General features: G+C 61.0%; 16 protein-coding genes. 9 read left to right on the plus strand and 7 right to left on the minus strand.

All coding sequences use genetic code 11. The annotated features are described in order from the left end of the window. Positions 1 to 312 precede the first annotated feature (312 nt). Both dnaK and grpE read right to left on the minus strand, forming a co-directional pair. Positions 313 to 2,229 (minus strand): molecular chaperone DnaK, encoded by a 1,917-nt coding sequence (gene dnaK / locus L1O02_RS26780; protein WP_108544169.1) that lies wholly within the window; start codon positions 2,227 to 2,229, stop codon positions 313 to 315. Positions 2,230 to 2,331: 102 nt separating this feature from the next. Beyond that, positions 2,332 to 2,898 carry a nucleotide exchange factor GrpE gene (gene grpE, locus L1O02_RS26785; protein ID WP_047301678.1) on the minus strand — a complete coding sequence of 189 codons (567 nt, stop codon included), beginning with the start codon at positions 2,896 to 2,898 and terminating at the stop codon, positions 2,332 to 2,334. Positions 2,899 to 3,148: 250 nt separating this feature from the next. Here grpE and recN point away from each other — a divergent pair, with 250 nt between their 5' ends. Further along, positions 3,149 to 4,822 (plus strand): DNA repair protein RecN, encoded by a 1,674-nt coding sequence (recN, locus tag L1O02_RS26790; RefSeq protein WP_235759002.1) that lies wholly within the window; start codon positions 3,149 to 3,151, stop codon positions 4,820 to 4,822. A gap of 95 nt (positions 4,823 to 4,917) precedes the next feature. On the opposite strand, the gene fur is transcribed toward recN, so the two are convergent. Further along, positions 4,918 to 5,322 carry a ferric iron uptake transcriptional regulator gene (gene fur, locus L1O02_RS26795; RefSeq protein WP_011059185.1) on the minus strand — a complete coding sequence of 135 codons (405 nt, stop codon included), beginning with the start codon at positions 5,320 to 5,322 and terminating at the stop codon, positions 4,918 to 4,920. 98 nt (positions 5,323 to 5,420) lie between these two features. Here fur and L1O02_RS26800 point away from each other — a divergent pair, with 98 nt between their 5' ends. Next, a complete protein-coding gene (locus L1O02_RS26800; protein ID WP_060837477.1) occupies positions 5,421 to 5,948 on the plus strand; it encodes an outer membrane protein assembly factor BamE in 528 nt (175 codons plus the stop codon). Positions 5,949 to 6,007: 59 nt separating this feature from the next. Here the strand turns inward: L1O02_RS26800 and L1O02_RS26805 are convergent, their stop codons facing one another. Genes L1O02_RS26805 through L1O02_RS26815 form a run of 3 tightly spaced genes read right to left on the minus strand, consistent with a single transcriptional unit; the run spans position 6,008 to position 8,160 of the window. Beyond that, positions 6,008 to 6,322 (minus strand): RnfH family protein, encoded by a 315-nt coding sequence (locus L1O02_RS26805; RefSeq protein ID WP_235759004.1) that lies wholly within the window; start codon positions 6,320 to 6,322, stop codon positions 6,008 to 6,010. Continuing rightward, a complete protein-coding gene (locus L1O02_RS26810) occupies positions 6,315 to 6,749 on the minus strand; it encodes a type II toxin-antitoxin system RatA family toxin (RefSeq protein WP_016967218.1) in 435 nt (144 codons plus the stop codon). The genes L1O02_RS26805 and L1O02_RS26810 overlap by 8 nt, the downstream gene beginning before the upstream one ends. Before the next feature lie 7 nt (positions 6,750 to 6,756). Then, positions 6,757 to 8,160: a sodium-dependent transporter gene (locus L1O02_RS26815; protein ID WP_235760270.1), complete on the minus strand. Its 1,404-nt coding sequence runs from the start codon at positions 8,158 to 8,160 to the stop codon at positions 6,757 to 6,759. Between the two features lie 117 nt (positions 8,161 to 8,277). On the opposite strand from L1O02_RS26815, the gene smpB reads away from it, so the two are divergent. Beyond that, positions 8,278 to 8,760, plus strand: a complete 483-nt coding sequence (gene smpB / locus L1O02_RS26820; RefSeq protein WP_022642145.1) for an SsrA-binding protein SmpB — start codon at positions 8,278 to 8,280, stop codon at positions 8,758 to 8,760. 81 nt (positions 8,761 to 8,841) lie between these two features. Here the strand turns inward: smpB and L1O02_RS26825 are convergent, their stop codons facing one another. Next, on the minus strand, positions 8,842 to 9,609 hold the full coding sequence (locus L1O02_RS26825; protein ID WP_060837475.1) for an FCD domain-containing protein: 768 nt from the start codon (positions 9,607 to 9,609) through the stop codon (positions 8,842 to 8,844). Positions 9,610 to 9,870: 261 nt separating this feature from the next. On the opposite strand from L1O02_RS26825, the gene L1O02_RS26830 reads away from it, so the two are divergent. From L1O02_RS26830 to L1O02_RS26855, 6 genes are all read left to right on the plus strand, one after another. Further along, the gene (locus tag L1O02_RS26830) at positions 9,871 to 11,565 is read left to right on the plus strand and encodes a lactate permease LctP family transporter (RefSeq protein WP_235759006.1); all 1,695 of its coding nucleotides are present in this window, start codon (positions 9,871 to 9,873) and stop codon (positions 11,563 to 11,565) included. Between the two features lie 141 nt (positions 11,566 to 11,706). Beyond that, the gene (locus L1O02_RS26835) at positions 11,707 to 12,531 is read left to right on the plus strand and encodes a (Fe-S)-binding protein (RefSeq protein WP_235759008.1); all 825 of its coding nucleotides are present in this window, start codon (positions 11,707 to 11,709) and stop codon (positions 12,529 to 12,531) included. Beyond that, positions 12,528 to 13,982, plus strand: coding sequence for a LutB/LldF family L-lactate oxidation iron-sulfur protein (locus L1O02_RS26840; RefSeq protein WP_235759010.1), 1,455 nt, complete (start codon positions 12,528 to 12,530; stop codon positions 13,980 to 13,982). The genes L1O02_RS26835 and L1O02_RS26840 overlap by 4 nt, the downstream gene beginning before the upstream one ends. Further along, positions 13,982 to 14,653: a lactate utilization protein gene (locus L1O02_RS26845; protein ID WP_235759012.1), complete on the plus strand. Its 672-nt coding sequence runs from the start codon at positions 13,982 to 13,984 to the stop codon at positions 14,651 to 14,653. The genes L1O02_RS26840 and L1O02_RS26845 overlap by 1 nt, the downstream gene beginning before the upstream one ends. Continuing rightward, positions 14,650 to 17,460: an FAD-binding and (Fe-S)-binding domain-containing protein gene (locus tag L1O02_RS26850; RefSeq protein ID WP_235759014.1), complete on the plus strand. Its 2,811-nt coding sequence runs from the start codon at positions 14,650 to 14,652 to the stop codon at positions 17,458 to 17,460. Before L1O02_RS26845 ends, L1O02_RS26850 begins: the two co-directional genes overlap by 4 nt. A gap of 210 nt (positions 17,461 to 17,670) precedes the next feature. Continuing rightward, complete coding sequence (locus L1O02_RS26855; protein WP_016967212.1) at positions 17,671 to 17,958, plus strand: hypothetical protein; 288 nt, start codon at positions 17,671 to 17,673, stop codon at positions 17,956 to 17,958. Positions 17,959 to 18,041: the final 83 nt, after the last annotated feature.

Here is an 18,041-nt window from a genome sequence, read left to right on the forward strand (position 1 = left end):
ACTCTTAAGGACGTCCGGCAAACCCTCCTGAGCTCTGCCAAACTCGCTGAGCCCCAATACAGGCCCGGACCCAACTCACGTCAATTCAACGATCCTGGTCTTGGATAGACGACCCGATTGCAGGTCGACGACTGCGGTCGTCGCAACCGGAAAGCAGGAGCTTCTCCGGCCCGACCGCCAGCGCACAAACGGAGGTTGCACGCCGTCAAAAATTCACTGACTCCAGACACGCCAACGCGGGAGCAAGCTCCCGCGCGGCGACATCCTACCAGTCACCGCCCAAAGGCAGTCAACCGGCCGACCAACAAGCTATTACTTGTGGTCTTTAACTTCTTCGAACTCGGCGTCGACAACGTCATCGGCTTTTTCAGCGGACTCGGCGTGTGGTGCCGCGCCCTCTGCAGGCTGAGCCTGTTCGGCGTACATCTTCTGAGCAACCGGAGCCGAGACTTTCGACAGCTCTTCGACCTTGGCTTCGATGGCAGCCTTGTCGTCGCCTTTGACAGCGGCCTCCAGGGCGACCACAGCAGCTTCGATGGCGGCCTTTTCTTCTGCGGTGACTTTGTCACCGGCGTCAGCCACCATCTTGCGAGTCGAGTGCACCAGCGCATCACCCTGGTTACGGGCAGTGGCCAGCTCTTCGAACTTGCGATCCTCTTCCGAGTTGGCTTCAGCATCACGGATCATCTGCTGGATTTCTTCATCCGACAGGCCGGAGTTGGCCTTGATCACGATCGACTGAGTCTTGCCGGTAGCCTTGTCCTTCGCACCTACGTGCAGAATGCCGTTGGCGTCGATGTCGAAGGTCACTTCGATCTGCGGCACGCCACGTGGAGCAGGTGGAATGTCGGTCAGGTCGAACTTGCCCAGGGACTTGTTCTGCGCGGCTTGCTTACGCTCGCCCTGCAGTACGTGAATGGTCACTGCGCCCTGGTTGTCATCGGCAGTCGAGAACACTTGCGATTTCTTGGTTGGAATCGTGGTGTTTTTCTCGATCAGCGCGGTCATCACGCCACCCATGGTTTCGATACCCAGGGTCAGCGGGCTAACGTCCAGCAGCAGTACGTCCTTCACGTCACCGGCCAATACCGCACCCTGGATGGCAGCACCCATGGCAACCGCTTCGTCCGGGTTGACGTCCTTGCGAGCTTCCTTGCCGAAGAAATCGGTTACAGCTTTCTGCACCAGAGGCATACGGGTCTGGCCGCCGACCAGGATCACATCGTTGATCGAGCCAACGTCGATACCAGCGTCCTTCAGAGCGATACGGCAAGGCTCGATGGTGCGCTGAACCAGGTCTTCAACCAGCGATTCCAGCTTGGCGCGGGAAATCTTCACGTTCAGGTGCTTAGGACCGGTGGCGTCTGCAGTGATGTAAGGCAGGTTCACGTCGGTCTGCTGGCTCGAGGACAGCTCGATCTTGGCTTTTTCAGCAGCTTCTTTCAGACGCTGCATGGCCAGCGGGTCACCCTTGAGGTTCATGCCGCTTTCTTTCTTGAACTCGTCAACCAGGTAGTCGATCAGACGGATGTCGAAGTCTTCACCACCGAGGAAGGTGTCACCGTTGGTAGCCAGCACTTCGAACTGGTGCTCGCCATCGACTTCAGCGATCTCGATCACGGAAACGTCGAAAGTACCGCCACCCAGGTCGTAAACGATCACGGTGTGATCGCCCTTGGCCTTGTCCATACCGTAGGCCAGCGCGGCTGCGGTTGGTTCGTTGATGATGCGCTTGACGTCCAGACCGGCGATGCGGCCAGCATCTTTGGTGGCCTGACGCTGGCTGTCGTTGAAGTAGGCCGGAACAGTGATGACCGCTTCGGTCACCGCTTCACCGAGGTAATCTTCGGCGGTCTTCTTCATTTTCTTGAGAATTTCAGCCGAGATCTGTGGCGGAGCCATTTTCTGGCCGTTCACTTCAACCCAGGCGTCGCTGTTGTCAGCCTTGACGATCTTGTAAGGGACCATCTGAATGTCTTTCTGCACAACTTCTTCGTCAAAACGACGACCGATCAGACGCTTTACGGCGTACAGGGTGTTGTGCGGGTTGGTGACTGCCTGGCGCTTGGCCGACTGACCTACCAGGATCTCGCCATCGTTGGCGTACGCAATGATCGACGGGGTGGTCCGCGCGCCTTCGGCGTTTTCGATAACTTTTACGTTGCCGTTTTCAAGAATGGAGACGCACGAGTTGGTGGTCCCCAAGTCAATTCCGATAATTTTGCCCATGTTAACTCTCCCGAAACTTTGGATTTGGATGCCGCAGCCGTGGTGGCAAACTGCGGTAGCACTTAAACGCTTGACTGATAAATGGGGGCTCTACAGCCGTTTTCAAGCCTTTTCGTCAATCGAAGGCGAAACGGGTGCAGGAACCTTGCTGACCACGACCATGGCCGGGCGCAGCAGGCGACCATTGAGCTGATAGCCCTTCTGGAACACCTTGAGAACACTGTTGGGCTCGACGTCTGCGCTTTCCTGCATGGCCATGGCCTGGTGCTGTTCAGCGTTGAACGGCTCGCCATGCGGATCGATGGCTTCCAACTGATAACGCTTGAGGGTGTCGTGGAACATCTTCAAGGTCAGCTCGATGCCTTCACGCATCGGACGGATGCTCTCGTCGTCCGGGTTGGACAGCTCCAGGCCGCGCTCCAGGCTGTCGATCACCGGCAGCAAGTCGCCGGCAAACTTTTCCAGAGCGAATTTGTGAGCTTTCTCCACGTCCTGCTCGGCGCGGCGGCGGACGTTCTGCAGATCAGCTGCAACACGCAAAGCCTGATCTTGCGCACCAGCCAGTTGCTCTTCGAGCACTTGTACACGAGCCGCCAGGTCTTCACCCGAAGCCTCGGGAGCCTGATTGGCGTCTAGATTTTGCGTATCCAGAGTCTGTTCGTCAGCCATGAAATTCTCCTTTCAATATCGTCAGTGAGCCAGGCCCACTCTTCTGCCCTGCTATATGGGGTCGCATTTTCAGGGTTCAAGCCCGCCACCACAGCAAAAGTCATCAGCCTTCAGTAAATCCCGACAACAGTGATTACCGAACGCGCTAAAAAGACAAATCAACCAAGCGAATCGAGCTAAGGGAAAGCATTGTCAGCCCAAAACAAAACACTGTATAAATAACCAGACATTTAGTTTGGGAGCGGCCTTCATGCTGGTGCACCTGTCCGTACACAATTACGCCATCGTCGAACACCTGGATCTGGAACTGGATCGCGGGATGAGCGTCATCACAGGCGAAACCGGCGCCGGCAAGTCGATCATGCTCGACGCACTCGGCCTGACCCTGGGCGACCGGGCCGACAGCGGTGTGGTACGACCAGGAGCCGACAAGGCCGACATCCTCGCCACCTTCGACCTGGCGGACATTCCCGAGGCCCGCACCTGGCTGGCCGAGCGCGACCTGGACAACGACGGCCCCTGCATCCTGCGCCGGGTCATCACCGCCGAAGGGCGCTCACGCGGCTATATCAATGGCACGCCCTGCCCGCTTGGCGACCTCAAGGCCCTGGGCGAGCTCTTGATCGACATTCACAGTCAGCATGAACACCAGTCGCTGCTCAAAACCGATACCCATCGCCGCCTGCTGGATGAATATGCCGGCGCTACCGATCTTGCCCGCCAGGTACAACTGGCAGCCCAACGCTGGCGCCAGACCCGCCAGGAGCTGGAGCGCCTGTCCAATTCCGGCGATGAGCAGCGCGCCCGCCATCAACTGCTGAGTTATCAGCTTGAAGAGCTGGAGAATCTCGGCCTGGGAGAAAACGAACTCGAAGAGCTGGAGCAGGAACACAAGAACCTGACCAACGCCGAAACCCTGCTGGGCATCTGCCGCCAGGTGGTCGAACAGTGCAGCGAAAGTGACTCCGGCAATGTCCTCAACGCCTTGACCGTCAGCCTCAACCGCCTGTCCAGCATCGGCAACTCGACAGGAGCATTAGGCGAGGCCACCAACCTGCTGGCCAGCGCCCAGATCCAGGTGGAAGAAGCCGTGGGCGAATTGAATCGCTTCCTCGATCACTTCGATGCCGACCCGGCACGCCTGCAACAGCTGGAGGAACGCCTGGACTCCATCTATACCCTGGCACGCAAGCATCGCATCCAGCCCTTCGAACTGGCGGCCATGCAGCAAACCCTGCTGGATGAAATCGAAACCCTGGACGCCAACGACGAGAGCATCGAGCGCCTCGGCGAAGAGCTGCAGTCCTTCGCCCGCCACTATCAGGAGAAAGCCCAGGAACTGAGTCGCTTGCGGGAGCAGGCGGCCACCGGACTGGCCAGCGCGGTAGAACTGGAAATTCAGCGCCTGGGCATGCCCGGCGGACGCTTCACGATCGAGCTGCGAGCCAACACCAGCGATGAGCTGCTGCCCAACGGCCTGGAGCAGGTCGAACTCCTGGTCAGCGCCAACCCGGGACAACCGCTCAAGGCGCTGGCCAAGGTCGCCTCGGGTGGCGAGTTGTCACGCATCAGCCTGGCGATCCAGGTCATCACGGCACAAACCTCACGAGTGCCTACCCTGGTGTTCGACGAAGTCGACGTAGGGATCGGCGGCCCGACTGCCGAGATCGTCGGCCAATTGCTGCGGCGTCTTGGCGAGCGCGGCCAGGTGCTGACGGTTACTCACCTGCCACAAGTTGCCGCCCAGGGGCATCAACATCTGTTCGTGCACAAGGTCCGTGGCAACAACGCGACCCATACCGCCGTTTCCAAACTGGGCAAGAACGAAAGAATCGAGGAAATTGCCCGCATGCTGGGCGGTATCGATTTGACCAAGGAGTCCCTGGCCCATGCCAAGAAAATGGTGGTAACCACCAAGGCCTGAGGTTGTAGCGCTTCTTTTATAATAGGCAAAAAGCACGAAGGCGACCCTGAGGTCGCCTTCGATCGTTTCACGACTATGCCAGTCGCGTGAGGGGCTTACTTCTTCTTGCGCACATACAGCACAAGATTGTGATCCACCAACTCGAAACCGTGCTTTTCGACAATCGCCTTCTGAAGCTTTTCGATTTCCTCGTCGAAGAATTCGATCACTTCACCAGACTCCACGTTGACCATATGGTCGTGGTGACCGCCATCCGCCAGCTCGAATACAGCGTGACCGCCATCAAAGTTATGGCGCACCACCAGTCCGGCTGCTTCGAATTGAGTCAGTACACGGTAAACCGTGGCCAGACCGACATCCTCACCAGCTTCCATCAGCGCCTTGTAGACATCCTCGGCGCTCATGTGCCGCTGCTCAGTAGAATCGAGCATTTGTAGAATTTTGACCCGTGGCAGAGTCACTTTAAGGCCGGCTTTACGTAGTTCGCTATTTTCAACCATGGTCAGCTTTCTCGCCGATGCTGCTTCGCAGCTTCTCTTAATGCGGGTATGATCGGGGTTTACGTTGTCCCAGCCAAGATAGTGGAAGTCGCCCACCGATGCAAAACACCAAGCTCTTGCTAACCAGTTTCACATTCGTGGGACTGCTCGCACTCGCCGGTTGTTCATTCCCCGGGGTTTACAAAATCGACATCCAGCAGGGCAATGTCGTGACGCAGGACATGATAGACCAGTTGCGCCCGGGAATGACCCGACGGCAAGTAAGGTTTATCATGGGCAACCCTCTGTTGACCGACACGTTCCATGCCGATCGCTGGGATTATCTCTACAGCCTGCAACCTGGCGGCGGTGAACGCCAACAGGAACGCGTCAGCCTGATCTTCAATGGCAACGACCAACTGGTCAGCCTGGCCGGCGACTTCATGCCTGGCGTGAGCCGCGACGAAGCCCTGCTTGGCAAAGAGAGCGGAAACACCGTCACCGCTCCTGCCGAGAACGCCGAGAAGCCAAAAGCCGAGAAGCCGGTCAAACCGGGCTCGCTGCTGGACCAGATCCAGAAAGATGTGGATGGCGTCAAAACCGTACCAGTGCCTATTCCTGAACCACTGGATACCTCTCCGCAATAATTTGTGGCGAATAAAAAAGCCCGGGCATTCCCGGGCTTTTTATTGCCTGTCACTGGCTATCAATGTCCGCGCTTACGCGCCTGAGCGGCCTTGGCAGCACGCAAACGCCGAACCTCTTTCGGGTCCGCCAGCAGCGGACGATAAATTTCGATTCGATCCCCTGCCTGAACCAAATGCTGCTCAGGATTCATGACCTGCTTGCCGAAAATGCCCACCGGACAGTTCGCCAGATCCAACTCGGTAAAATGCTCACCTATGGAAGAAGCCAGCAGCGCACCGCGCAGAGTCGAGCCCTGGGGCACCCATACAGTGATCAGCAACTGTCGATCGACTGCGGCGTAAACCACCTCGATCGAGATCAGGGACTCAGCCATGCAGTTGCTTGGCCCGCTGACAGAATGCATCCACCAGGGTATTGGCCGCCTGGTTGAACAGCGGCCCTAACGTGGCCCGCACCAAAGGCCCCGCATAATCAAAAGACAGATCAAGACTGATCTTGCAGGCCTTCTCTCCCAACGGCTTGAACACCCACAGACCATGCAATTGATTGAACGGCCCCTCTTCCAGGTTCATCTCGATCGACTGGCCGGGTACCAGGGTATTACAGGTCACAAAACGCTGACTCATGCCGCCCTTGGCCACCGCCAGACTGGCACGCATCCGTTCCTCGCTGTTTTCCAGCACCTCGGCCGAAGAGCACCAGGGAAGAAACTCCGGGTAACGGGCCACATCATTGACCAGGTCATACAGAAACTGCGCCGGATAGGGCAAAAGGGCCGAACGTTGAATATGGGTCGTCATGTGAGCTTCATTTCCACAACTGGGCGGCAAACACCACAAGAATGCCGACGGGCGCCACATAGCGCATCAAAAACAAGGCCAGGGTGAACAACAACGGACTGCGCAACGACAACTCATCACGAACAGCCTCACGGCCCATCACCCAACCTGCAAACACCACGAAGCACAAACCGCCAAGAGGCAACATGATCCGCGAGGTGAAAAAGTCGATCACACCAAAGAAGTCCAGACCGCCGGCCGCGCCCCATCGGTAGAGATGAAAAACGCCGCCTTCGTTCACGAAAAACTTGGCCTGCTGCCAGATATTGAAGGAAAACACCGTCCCCAATCCCACGAACCAGCAGCTGAACGCCAGCCAGAATGTCACCCAGCCGCGGCGGATTTTAGTCCTCTCGACGAGATAAGCCACCATCGGCTCCAACAAGGAAATGGCCGAGCTCCAGGCAGCAATCGCCACCAGGATAAAGAACACTACGCCCATAAGCTGGCCGAACGCCACATTACCGAAGGCGAACGGCAGACTGATAAACATCAAACCAGGCCCTTCGCTGGGGTTCAGCCCGGCAGCGAACACAATGGGAAACAAGGCCATTCCCGCCACCAGGGAAACAAAGGTGTCCAGCAGCGCCACCCCTACCACAGTGCCGGACAGGGACGAATGCTTCGGCATATAGGCGCCGTAGATCATGATCGAACCGACACCGACGCTGAGGGAAAAGAATGCATGCCCCATGGCCGGCAGCAGCCCATCCAACAAGCGGTCCAGGCTGAAATCGAACATGAAATGCAGGCCCTGCATGAAATGCCCGGTGGTCATGCTGTAACCCAGCAGCACCAGCAACATCACAAACAGCAGGGGCATCATGACCCGCAAACTGCGCTCCAGCCCTGCCACCACCCCCTTGGCAATCACCCAGGCCGATAGCAGCATGAACAGCGTGTGCCATAAGGTCAGGCGCCAAGGGTCGGACGTCACGGCAGAGAAATAAGCCCCGACCTGGTCCGCGGTCACACCCTGAAAATCCCCTCGCCCCATATCGATGATGTAGTCCAGGGACCAACCACCCACCACGCTATAAAAGGAAAGGATCAATAGCGCCGTGATCATTCCGGCAAAGGCGCCCCAGGACCACTTGGCCGAATGCCCGGCCTCCAGAGCCAGGTTCTTCAAGGCATTGGCCGGACTCTGCCGCGCCCTGCGACCGATCAGGGTCTCTGCCAGCATCACCGGCAACCCGATCAGCGCGATACACGCCAGAAACATCAGGACAAAGGCACCACCACCATAGACGCCGACCATGTAGGGGAATTTCCAGATGCTCCCCAGGCCCACGGCCGAACCAGTTGCAGCGAGTATAAAGACCCAGCGGCTTGCCCAGCCGCCGTGGACAGAGACCCTGTCTGTCGACATCGTTAACGCGCCCAACCGAAAAAAAAGAGGCCGCATTGTCCGGGATTCAATCAACCTGCTCAAGCACGCTGCGTCACCGTAGCCGACGCGCGCGCAACTCCCTATAATGCCGCCCCTATGGCTAAACAGAAGAAACACCCAACAGGGACCATCGCGCAAAACAAAAAGGCGCGTCACGATTACTTCATCGAACATCGGTTCGAGGCTGGACTGGTCCTGGCCGGCTGGGAAGTAAAGAGTCTGCGGGCGGGCAAGGCACAACTGGTGGACAGTTACGTGCTGCTCAAGGATGGCGAGGCCTGGCTGTTCGGCAGCCATTTCACCCCGCTGACCACCGCCAGCACCCACGTCATCGCCGACCCAACGCGCACGCGCAAGCTGCTGCTTAACCAGCGCGAGCTGGAAAAGCTGTTCGCTGCCGTGCAGCAGAAGGGTTACGCCTGCGTGTGCCTTTCGCTCTACTGGAGCAAGCACCTGGTCAAGTGTGAAATTGCGCTGGGCAAGGGCAAGAAGGAATACGACAAGCGTCACACCGAACGCGAGCGCGATTCCGATCGCGAGCTGCAGCGTGCGGTGCGGACCAAGGGCAAGGAAGACTGATCTTCCTGCCTTGAGGTCGCTTTCGCCGGCAAGCCGGCTCCTACAACACCCAGGTAGGAGCCGGCTTGCCGGCGATTTGCATTACATGCCCTTGCGCCGTTCGGCCCGGGCCACTCGCTGCACTTCCTGGCGTACTTCTTCGAGCACCTCCTGCACATAGAGAATGTGCCGGCTGGAAACTTCCCGCGCCTCTTCCGCACGCCCCTCGATAATCGCCTGGTACAGGTCGCGGTGCTGGCTGATCAGCATGTCGCGGGTTTCCGTGCGCTGTTTGTACATGCCACCGATGTTGGTCACCACGTTGCGCTTGAGCAGATCGAACAAGCCGCGGATGGTGTGCAGCAACACCGCGTTATGGCTGGCCTCGGCAATCGCCAGGTGAAACTTGGCATCCGCCGCGCCCTCCTCGATACGGCTGACATCGTCGGAGCGGGAATAACAATCCTGCAGCTCCTCGAAGGCTTGTGTCAGCCGCTCACGATCCACCGCCGTCGCCCGCAGCGCCGCGTAATAAGCGCAAGACGCTTCCAGGGTATGGCGGAACTCCAGCAGATCGCGCTGGGCATCGGTGTTGTTTTCCAACAGGTGCAGCAGCGGATCGCTGAAGGTCGAGCCCAGGGATTCCACCACATAGTTGCCGCCGCCCTGACGACTGATCAGCAAGCCCTTGGCCGTCAGTTTCTGGATCGCCTCGCGCAATGAAGGACGTGACACCCCAAACTGCTCGGCCAGGGCACGTTCGGCCGGCAGCCGCTCACCGGCCTTCAAGGTGCCTTCGAGAATCATCCCTTCCAGGCGCTCGACAATATCGTCGGACAAACGGCGCTGGCGTATCTGATCAAACCCCATAACTCACTCTCCACCCTCCCGACCCTTCGCCGGGGGGCTCTATTCTGGCCTATTCACGGCGCGCCAACACCTGGCAGAAGGCAGCCATTTGCACCGATCAGATGGCCGCGCCATAGCGCATTCGACAAAAGTTTTAGGGCGGCAAATTGACACACCGAGCACAAGGCTTTTACCCTAGCCAACAGCGATTGTAAATTGGTCTTACCAATTAACCAAGACGCTAGCAGTGCCTGACCAACAACAATTAGGGGCCACCCCATTATGCAAACCTGGCAACAGCTCTATAGCCCGCTTGGCAGCCTCGGCCTGTCCGCCCTCGCCGCCGTCATCCCGATCGTGTTCTTCTTCCTGGCTCTGGCCGTGTTCCGTCTCAAAGGACACGTCGCCGGGAGTATCACCCTGGCCTTGTCGATCCTGGTGGCGATCTTCGCCTTCAAGATGCCCGCCGACATGGCCTTCGCTGCCGCTGGCTATGGATTTGCCTACGGTCTGTGGCCCATCGCCTGGATCATCGTCGCCGCCGTGTTCCTCTACAAACTGACGGTGAAAAGCGGCCAGTTTGAAATCATCCGCAGCTCGGTATTGTCGATCACCGACGACCAGCGCCTGCAGGTGCTGCTGATCGGTTTCTGCTTCGGTGCCTTCCTCGAAGGTGCGGCAGGTTTTGGCGCACCGGTGGCGATCACCGCCGCCCTGCTGGTAGGCCTGGGCTTCAACCCGCTGTACGCCGCCGGCCTGTGCCTGATCGCCAACACCGCGCCCGTGGCCTTCGGCGCCCTGGGGATTCCGATCATCGTCGCCGGCCAGGTGACGGGCATCGACGCCTTCAAGATCGGCGCCATGACCGGCCGCCAACTGCCGCTGCTGTCGCTGTTCGTGCCGTTCTGGCTGGTGTTCATGATGGACGGCCTGCGCGGCGTCAAGGAAACCTGGCCTGCCGCGCTGGTGGCCGGCCTGAGCTTTGCCGTGACCCAGTACTTCACCTCGAACTTCATCGGCCCGGAGCTGCCGGACATCACCTCGGCCCTGGCCAGCCTGATCTCCCTGACCCTGTTCCTGAAGATCTGGCAGCCCAAGCGCACCGCCGGCGCACAGATCGCCGGTGCCACCTCCAGCGCGGCCGTGACCGCCAGCGCCGGCGGCTTCGGCCAGCCACGCAGCACCGTCGCTTCGCCCTACAGCCTGGGGCAGATCTTCAAGGCCTGGTCGCCGTTCCTGATCCTCACCGTGCTGGTGACCCTCTGGACCCTCAAGCCCTTCAAGGCGATGTTCGCCGCCGGCGGCTCGATGTACAGCTGGGTGTTCAACTTCGCCATCCCGCATCTGGATCAGATGGTGATCAAGATGGCGCCGATCGTGACCACGCCGACCGCTATCCCGGCAGTGTTCAAGCTCGACCCGATCTCCGCCACCGGCACGGCGATCTTCTTCTCGGCGCTGATCTCCATGCTGGTGCTGAAGATCAACGTCAAAACTGGTCTGACCACTTTAAAAGAGACCTTCTACGAGCTGCGCTGGCCGATCCTGTCCATCGGCATGGTGCTGGCGTTCGCCTTCGTCACCAACTACTCGGGCATGTCCTCGACCATGGCCCTGGTCCTGGCGGCCACCGGCGCGGCGTTCCCGTTCTTCTCGCCGTTCCTCGGCTGGCTCGGGGTGTTCCTCACCGGTTCCGATACCTCGTCCAATGCCCTGTTCAGCTCGTTGCAGGCCACCACCGCGCACCAGATCGGAGTCAATGACACCCTGCTGGTGGCGGCCAACACCAGCGGCGGCGTGACCGGCAAGATGATCTCGCCGCAATCGATCGCCGTGGCCTGCGCCGCCACCGGCCTGGTAGGCAAGGAGTCGGACCTGTTCCGCTTCACCCTCAAGCACAGCTTGTTCTTTGCCACTATTGTCGGCCTGATCACCCTGGCCCAGGCCTACTGGTTCACCGGCATGCTGGTGCACTAAGCAATACCGAAAGAACCGACGCCGCCTTCACCCGCGGCGTCCGCATTCACCACCCGGTCTGCAAGGCTGCTGAAAGCTTGCTGGTTTATCTTTCAGCCGCCGCAACGGACGAATAACCGGGACCACCCGGAGACACGCCTGATGAGCGAGCTTTTCTACAACGCCGTGCCCAATGCGACCCGCGTCGCACCGCCGCTGGCCGAATCCCGGCAGTACCCCAGCGCGAAACCTGCGCGGGTCTACCTGTTCGGCACCTGCGTGGTCGACCTGTTCTATCCCGAAGCCGGGATGGACGCGATTCACCTACTGGAACGCGAAGGCATTCGCGTGGAGTACCCGCAAGGGCAAAGCTGCTGCGGACAACCGGCCTACACCTCGGGCTACACCGAGCAGGCGCGCACCGTGGCCCGCTCGCAACTGGCGCTGTTTGCCGGCGACTATCCGGTGGTGGTGCCGTCGGGTTCCTGCGCAGGCATGCTGCGCGAGCATTACGCGGACTTGTTCAAGGACGAGCCCGAAACCCTGAAACAGGTACAGGCCCTGGCTGCCCGCACCTTTGAGCTGGCCGAGTTCCTGCTGCACGTGTGCAAGGTGCAGCTCAAGGACAGCGGCGCGCCGGTCAAGGTGGCCCTGCACACCTCCTGCTCGGCCCGTCGGGAAATGAACACCCACCTGCACGGCCGTGAGCTGCTGTCACAGCTGAGCAATGTGGAACGGGTAGAACACAGCCACGAAAGCGAATGCTGTGGCTTTGGCGGGACTTTCAGCGTCCGAATGCCGGACATCTCCGGCGCCATGGTCGCGGACAAGACCCGCGCGCTGAAGGAATCCGGCGCGCACCAGGTACTGAGTGCCGACTGCGGCTGCCTGATGAACATCAACGGCGCGCTGGAGAAACAGCAAGAGGCCTTGCGCGGCCAGCACCTGGCGAGCTTCCTCTGGCAACGTACCGGAGGTGCGCAATGAGCACCCCCGAGCTGATTCCGACCACCACCGTGGCGGACGATTTTCGCACCCGGGCCCACCAAGCCCTGGGTGATAAACAACTGCGAAACAACTTTCGCAGCGCCATGGATTCACTCATGGCCAAGCGTGCGGCCTCGTTCAGCGATGCCCACGAAAGAGAACACCTGCGCGCCCTGGGCAATGCGATTCGCGCCCGGGCGTTATCCAAGCTGCCCGACCTGCTCGAGCGCCTGGAACAGAACCTGACCCGCAACGGTGTGACAGTGCACTGGGCGGAAACGGTGGACGAAGCCAATGGCATCGTCCTCTCGATCATCCGCGCTCACGAGGCGCGGCAAGTGATCAAGGGCAAATCGATGGTCAGCGAAGAGATGGAAATGAACCATGTCCTCGCTGAACAAGGCATTGAATGCCTTGAGTCGGACATGGGCGAGTTCATCGTCCAGCTCGACTTTGAAAAGCCTTCACACATCATTATGCCGGCGATCCACAAGAATGCCGGTCAGGTCGCGTCCTTGTTCCACGACAAACTCGGCGTGGAGTACACCAAGGACGTTGACCAACTCATTCAGATCGGTCGCAAGGTCTTGCGGCAGAAGTTCTTCGAAGCCGATATCGGCGTCTCCGGCGTCAACTTCGCCGTGGCCGAGACCGGCACCCTGCTGCTGGTGGAAAACGAAGGCAACGGGCGCATGTCCACCACCGTGCCGCCGGTCCACATCGCCGTCACCGGGATCGAGAAAGTCGTCGAGAACCTGCGCGATGTCGTTCCGCTGCTATCGCTGCTGACCCGCTCGGCCCTCGGCCAGCCCATCACCACCTACGTCAACATGATCTCCGGCCCGCGCAAGGAGCATGAGCTGGACGGCCCCCAGGAAGTACACCTGGTGCTGCTGGACAACGGCCGCAGCCAGGCCTTTGCCGACAGCGAACTGCGCCAGACCCTGAACTGCATCCGCTGCGGCGCCTGCATGAACCACTGCCCGGTCTACACCCGGGTCGGCGGCCACACCTACGGCGAGGTCTACCCGGGGCCGATCGGCAAGATCATCACCCCGCACATGGTGGGCCTGGCCAAGGTGCCGGATCACCCCAGCGCCTCGTCGCTGTGCGGTGCCTGTGGCGAAGTGTGCCCGGTGAAGATCCCGATCCCGGCGTTGCTGCGGCGCCTGCGGGAAGAGAACGTCAAGGCCCCGGACAGCCCACATCAAGTGATGCGTGGCCAGGGCAGCAAGTACTCGCGCAAGGAGCGTTTCATCTGGAACGCCTGGGCCCGCCTCAACAGCTCGCCGACCCTGTATCGCCTGTTCACCCTGGCCGCCACCCGCCTGCGGGCGCTCACCCCGAGCAACGTCGGCCCCTGGACGCAGAACCACAGCGCGCCCAAACCCGCCGCCCGGTCGCTGCATGACCTGGCCCGTGAGCACCTGGACAAGCAGGGAGATCGCTGATGAGCGCGAAACACAACATCCTCGCCAAATTGCGCAACAGCCTGACCGGCACCACGCCGATTGTGGATAACTTCGACGAGGCGCTGGTCACCGAGCCTTACAGCTACACGGCGGAGCAACGCATTCCGCAGCTGCGCAAACAGATGGAAGCGGTGCACACCGAGATCCACCTGAGCACCGCCGCCGGCTGGCCGGAGCTGCTGGCAAAGCTGCTGCAGGAGCGCCAGTTGCCCAGCCTGCTGATCGCCCCGAGCACGCCCCATGGCCAGCGGGTCACCCAGCACTGGGCCGAGCACCCGCACCTGCCGACGCTCAAGGCCTACGACCGGCCAGTGGAAGAATGGAAGGCCGAGCTGTTCAACGACACCCCCGCCAGCCTCACCGGCACCCTGGGCGCGATCGCCGCCACCGGCAGCCTGATCCTCTGGCCGACCCGGGAAGAACCGCGGCTGATGAGCCTGGTGCCGCCGGTGCATTTCGCCCTGCTCAAGGCCAGCGAAATCCGCGACAACTTCTATCAGGTGCAGCAACAGATGAACTGGGCCGCCGGCATGCCGACCAACGCGCTGCTGGTGTCCGGCCCATCGAAGACCGCTGATATCGAACAAGTCCTGGCTTACGGCGCCCACGGCCCGAAAGACCTGGTGGTGCTGATCCTGGAGGACCAATGAGCCTACCGGCCGCTTTTCTGCGTGACGCCCAGCAACTGATTCCCCAGGAGCGGCGTTTCGACGACCCGCTCTCGACCCTGGCCTTCGGCACCGATGCCAGCTTCTACCGACTGATCCCCAAGCTGGTGATCCGCGTCGAATCCGAGGACGAAGTGGTCGCCCTGCTCCAGCTGGCCCAGCGCGACCGGGTGCCGGTGACCTTCCGCGCCGCCGGCACCAGCCTTTCCGGGCAGGCCATCAGCGACTCGGTGCTGATCGTTCTGGGGGATAACTGGAACGGCAAGGAGATTCGCCACCAGGGGTCGCAGATCCGCCTGCAACCCGGTGTGATCGGTGCCCAGGCCAATGCCTGGCTGGCGCCGTTCGGGCGCAAGATCGGCCCCGACCCGGCCTCGATCAACGCCTGCAAGATCGGCGGCATCGTCGCCAACAATGCCAGCGGCATGTGCTGCGGCACCGCGCAGAACACCTACCACACCCTGGCCGGCATCCGCCTGGTGCTGGCCGATGGCACGCGCCTGGACACCGAGGATGAGGCCAGCGTCAGCGCCTTCCGCGCCAGCCATGGTCCGTTGCTGGAGCGCCTGGCCGAACTGGGCCGCAGCACCCGCGCCAACAGCAAGCTGGCGGCGAAGATCCGCCACAAATACCGGCTGAAAAACACCACCGGCCTGTCCCTCAATGCCCTGGTGGATTTCGACGAGCCGCTGGACATCCTTAGCCACCTGCTGGTGGGCTCCGAAGGCACCCTGGGCTTTATCAGCGCGGTGACCTACGACACGGTGATCGACCACCCGAACAAGGCCTCGGCGCTGATCGTGTTTCCCGATGTGGAAACCTGCTGCAACGCCGTGACCGTGCTCAAGAGCCAGCCAGTGTCGGCAGTGGAGCTACTGGACCGCCGCAGCCTGCGCTCGGTGCAGGACAAGCCCGGCATGCCGGCTTTCGTCCAGCAACTCTCGGCCAACGCCTGCGCGCTGCTGATCGAGTCCCGCGCCGCGTCCTCGTCGCTGCTACACGAGCAACTGGCGCAGATCATGAGTTCCCTGGCCGCCTTCCCGGTGGAAAAGCAGGTGGACTTCACCGAAGACCCGCAGGAAAACGCCAAGCTCTGGGCGATCCGCAAGGACACCTTCCCGGCGGTGGGCGCGGTGCGCAAGACCGGCACCACGGTGATCATCGAAGACGTGACCTTCCCTGTGGAACAGCTGGCCATCGGCGTCAACCGCCTGATCGAGCTGTTCGACAAGCACCACTACGACGAAGCGATCCTGTTCGGCCATGCCCTGGAGGGCAACCTGCACTTCGTCTTCACCCAGGGCTTCAACAGCAGCGAGGAAGTGAACCGCTACCAGGCATTCATGGACGACGTGGCGCAACTGGTGGCGGTGGAATTCGGTGGTTCGCTGAAAGCAGAGCACGGCACCGGACGCAACATGGCGCCCTTCGTCGAGCTGGAATGGGGCAGCGACGCCTACCAGCTAATGTGGCAGCTCAAGCGCCTGCTGGACCCCAACGGCATCCTCAACCCGGACGTGGTGCTCAGCGAAGATCCGCAGATCCACCTGAAGCATCTCAAGCCGCTGCCGGCGGCCGACGAGATTGTGGATAAGTGCATCGAGTGCGGTTTCTGCGAGCCGGTGTGCCCGTCCAAAGGGCTGACCCTGAGCCCGCGCCAGCGCATCGTCATCTGGCGTGATATCCAGGCGCGCAAACGCGCCGGCATCGACACCTCCGAGCTGGAGGCGGCCTATCAGTACCAGGGCATCGACACCTGCGCCGCCACCGGCCTGTGCGCCCAGCGCTGCCCGGTGGGCATCAACACCGGCGAGTTGGTGAAAAAACTGCGCAGCGAGCACGCCACCCACACCGGCACCGCCGACTGGCTCGGCTCGCACTTCGCCAGCACCTTGCAGGGCGCGCGCTTCACCCTGCACGTGGCCAACGGCGCGCGCATGCTCCTGGGGGCGCCGCGACTGAGCAAGCTGTCGGCGAGCCTGACGCGCCTGTCCAAAGGCCGGGTGCCGCAGTGGAACAACGCCATGCCCCAGCCGGAAAAGGCCATTCGCTTCAGCCCGAGCGTCAGCGACGCGCGCCCGCGAGTGGTGTACCTGGCGGCCTGCGTGTCCCGAGTGATGGGGCCAGCAGCAGGCGACAAGGAACAATCGTCGCTCTACGAAAAAACCCGCGGCCTGCTGGAAAAGGCCGGCTATCAAGTGGTACTGCCGGACAACCTCGACAACCTCTGCTGCGGCCAGCCCTTCGCCTCCAAGGGCTACGCCACCCAGGCCGAAGACAAGCGCCAGGAACTGATCGGCGCCCTGCTGCACGCCAGCCGTGGCGGCCTCGACCCGATCTACTGCGACACCAGCCCCTGCACCCTGCGCCTGGTGCAGGACCTGGGGGACGTGCGCCTGGACCTCTACGACCCGGTGCGCTTCATCCGCACCCACCTGCTGGAACGCCTGGAGTTCACCCCACAGGAAGCACCGATCGCCGTGCACGTCACCTGCAGCACCCAGCACCTGGGCGAGAGCCAGGCCCTGATCGAACTGGCCCGGCGTTGCAGCAAGAATGTGGTGATCCCCGAAGGCATCCACTGCTGTGGTTTCGCCGGCGACAAGGGCTTCACCACCCCGGAACTCAATGCCCACTCCCTGCGCAGCCTCAAGGACGCGGTGCAGTATTGCAGCGAAGGCATTTCCACCAGCCGCACCTGTGAGATCGGCCTCAGCCAGCATGGCGGGATCGACTATCACGGGCTGGTCTACCTGGTGGACCGGGTCACCCGGGCCAAGGCGGTCTGACCTAAGGGGCGATACACAAGGGGCGGTTTCGCCCCTTTTTTGTACCTGCTCGAACGCGATAAGGGCGGCAGCGTTTCATCGCAAAAAAAACCGAACCCCGGCACCCGGCCAGGGTCCACTTTCCAGGCCCGCACAAAAAGGGCTTCGCCCCACTCGGCCGCCTGTCCTGTTGACCGGCAGCACCGAGCCCCTGCAATCAAGGAGATCACCATGAAGCGTTCCGCACTGGCTGGACTGTTCATTACCGCCGCGATGCTGGCCTCCCCGGTGTTTGCCGCCGGGCAAGAGGACCTGTGCCAGATCAACCTGCAAAAGATCAGAGACGCCAAGGTCAGCACCGAGGCCATGAGCTCGGACCTGAGCAGCGACATCGACGCCACGGTGCAGCAAGCCACCGCCGAGCACGCCAAAGGCACCGAGCAAGGCACCAAGAACTGCATCTCCCTGACCACCCAAGCGCTCCAGCGCTTGCAGAACAACACCAAGGGCGATCAGTAGGCCGATGCATTGGCCAACCTTCGGGTTGGCCTTCTGCGCTCGGTTAGCGTAGAATCCGTCCACCTGTTGGTAATGCACAACAG

Origin of the sequence: Pseudomonas sp. BC42, assembly GCF_021560055.1 — a bacterium.
Lineage (GTDB): Bacteria > Pseudomonadota > Gammaproteobacteria > Pseudomonadales > Pseudomonadaceae > Aquipseudomonas.

Coding starts and splice junctions, on each gene's coding strand:
- smpB (WP_022642145.1), top strand. CDS start 8,278: ATGGCTAAACAGAAGAAACACCCAACAGGGACCATCGCGCAAAACAAA.
- L1O02_RS26805 (WP_235759004.1), bottom strand. CDS start 6,322: ATGGCTGAGTCCCTGATCTCGATCGAGGTGGTTTACGCCGCAGTCGAT.
- L1O02_RS26825 (WP_060837475.1), bottom strand. CDS start 9,609: ATGGGGTTTGATCAGATACGCCAGCGCCGTTTGTCCGACGATATTGTC.
- L1O02_RS26845 (WP_235759012.1), top strand. CDS start 13,982: ATGAGCGCGAAACACAACATCCTCGCCAAATTGCGCAACAGCCTGACC.
- L1O02_RS26815 (WP_235760270.1), bottom strand. CDS start 8,160: ATGTCGACAGACAGGGTCTCTGTCCACGGCGGCTGGGCAAGCCGCTGG.
- dnaK (WP_108544169.1), bottom strand. CDS start 2,229: ATGGGCAAAATTATCGGAATTGACTTGGGGACCACCAACTCGTGCGTC.
- L1O02_RS26835 (WP_235759008.1), top strand. CDS start 11,707: ATGAGCGAGCTTTTCTACAACGCCGTGCCCAATGCGACCCGCGTCGCA.
- L1O02_RS26810 (WP_016967218.1), bottom strand. CDS start 6,749: ATGACGACCCATATTCAACGTTCGGCCCTTTTGCCCTATCCGGCGCAG.
- L1O02_RS26840 (WP_235759010.1), top strand. CDS start 12,528: ATGAGCACCCCCGAGCTGATTCCGACCACCACCGTGGCGGACGATTTT.
- recN (WP_235759002.1), top strand. CDS start 3,149: ATGCTGGTGCACCTGTCCGTACACAATTACGCCATCGTCGAACACCTG.
- L1O02_RS26855 (WP_016967212.1), top strand. CDS start 17,671: ATGAAGCGTTCCGCACTGGCTGGACTGTTCATTACCGCCGCGATGCTG.
- L1O02_RS26850 (WP_235759014.1), top strand. CDS start 14,650: ATGAGCCTACCGGCCGCTTTTCTGCGTGACGCCCAGCAACTGATTCCC.
- grpE (WP_047301678.1), bottom strand. CDS start 2,898: ATGGCTGACGAACAGACTCTGGATACGCAAAATCTAGACGCCAATCAG.
- fur (WP_011059185.1), bottom strand. CDS start 5,322: ATGGTTGAAAATAGCGAACTACGTAAAGCCGGCCTTAAAGTGACTCTG.
- L1O02_RS26830 (WP_235759006.1), top strand. CDS start 9,871: ATGCAAACCTGGCAACAGCTCTATAGCCCGCTTGGCAGCCTCGGCCTG.
- L1O02_RS26800 (WP_060837477.1), top strand. CDS start 5,421: ATGCAAAACACCAAGCTCTTGCTAACCAGTTTCACATTCGTGGGACTG.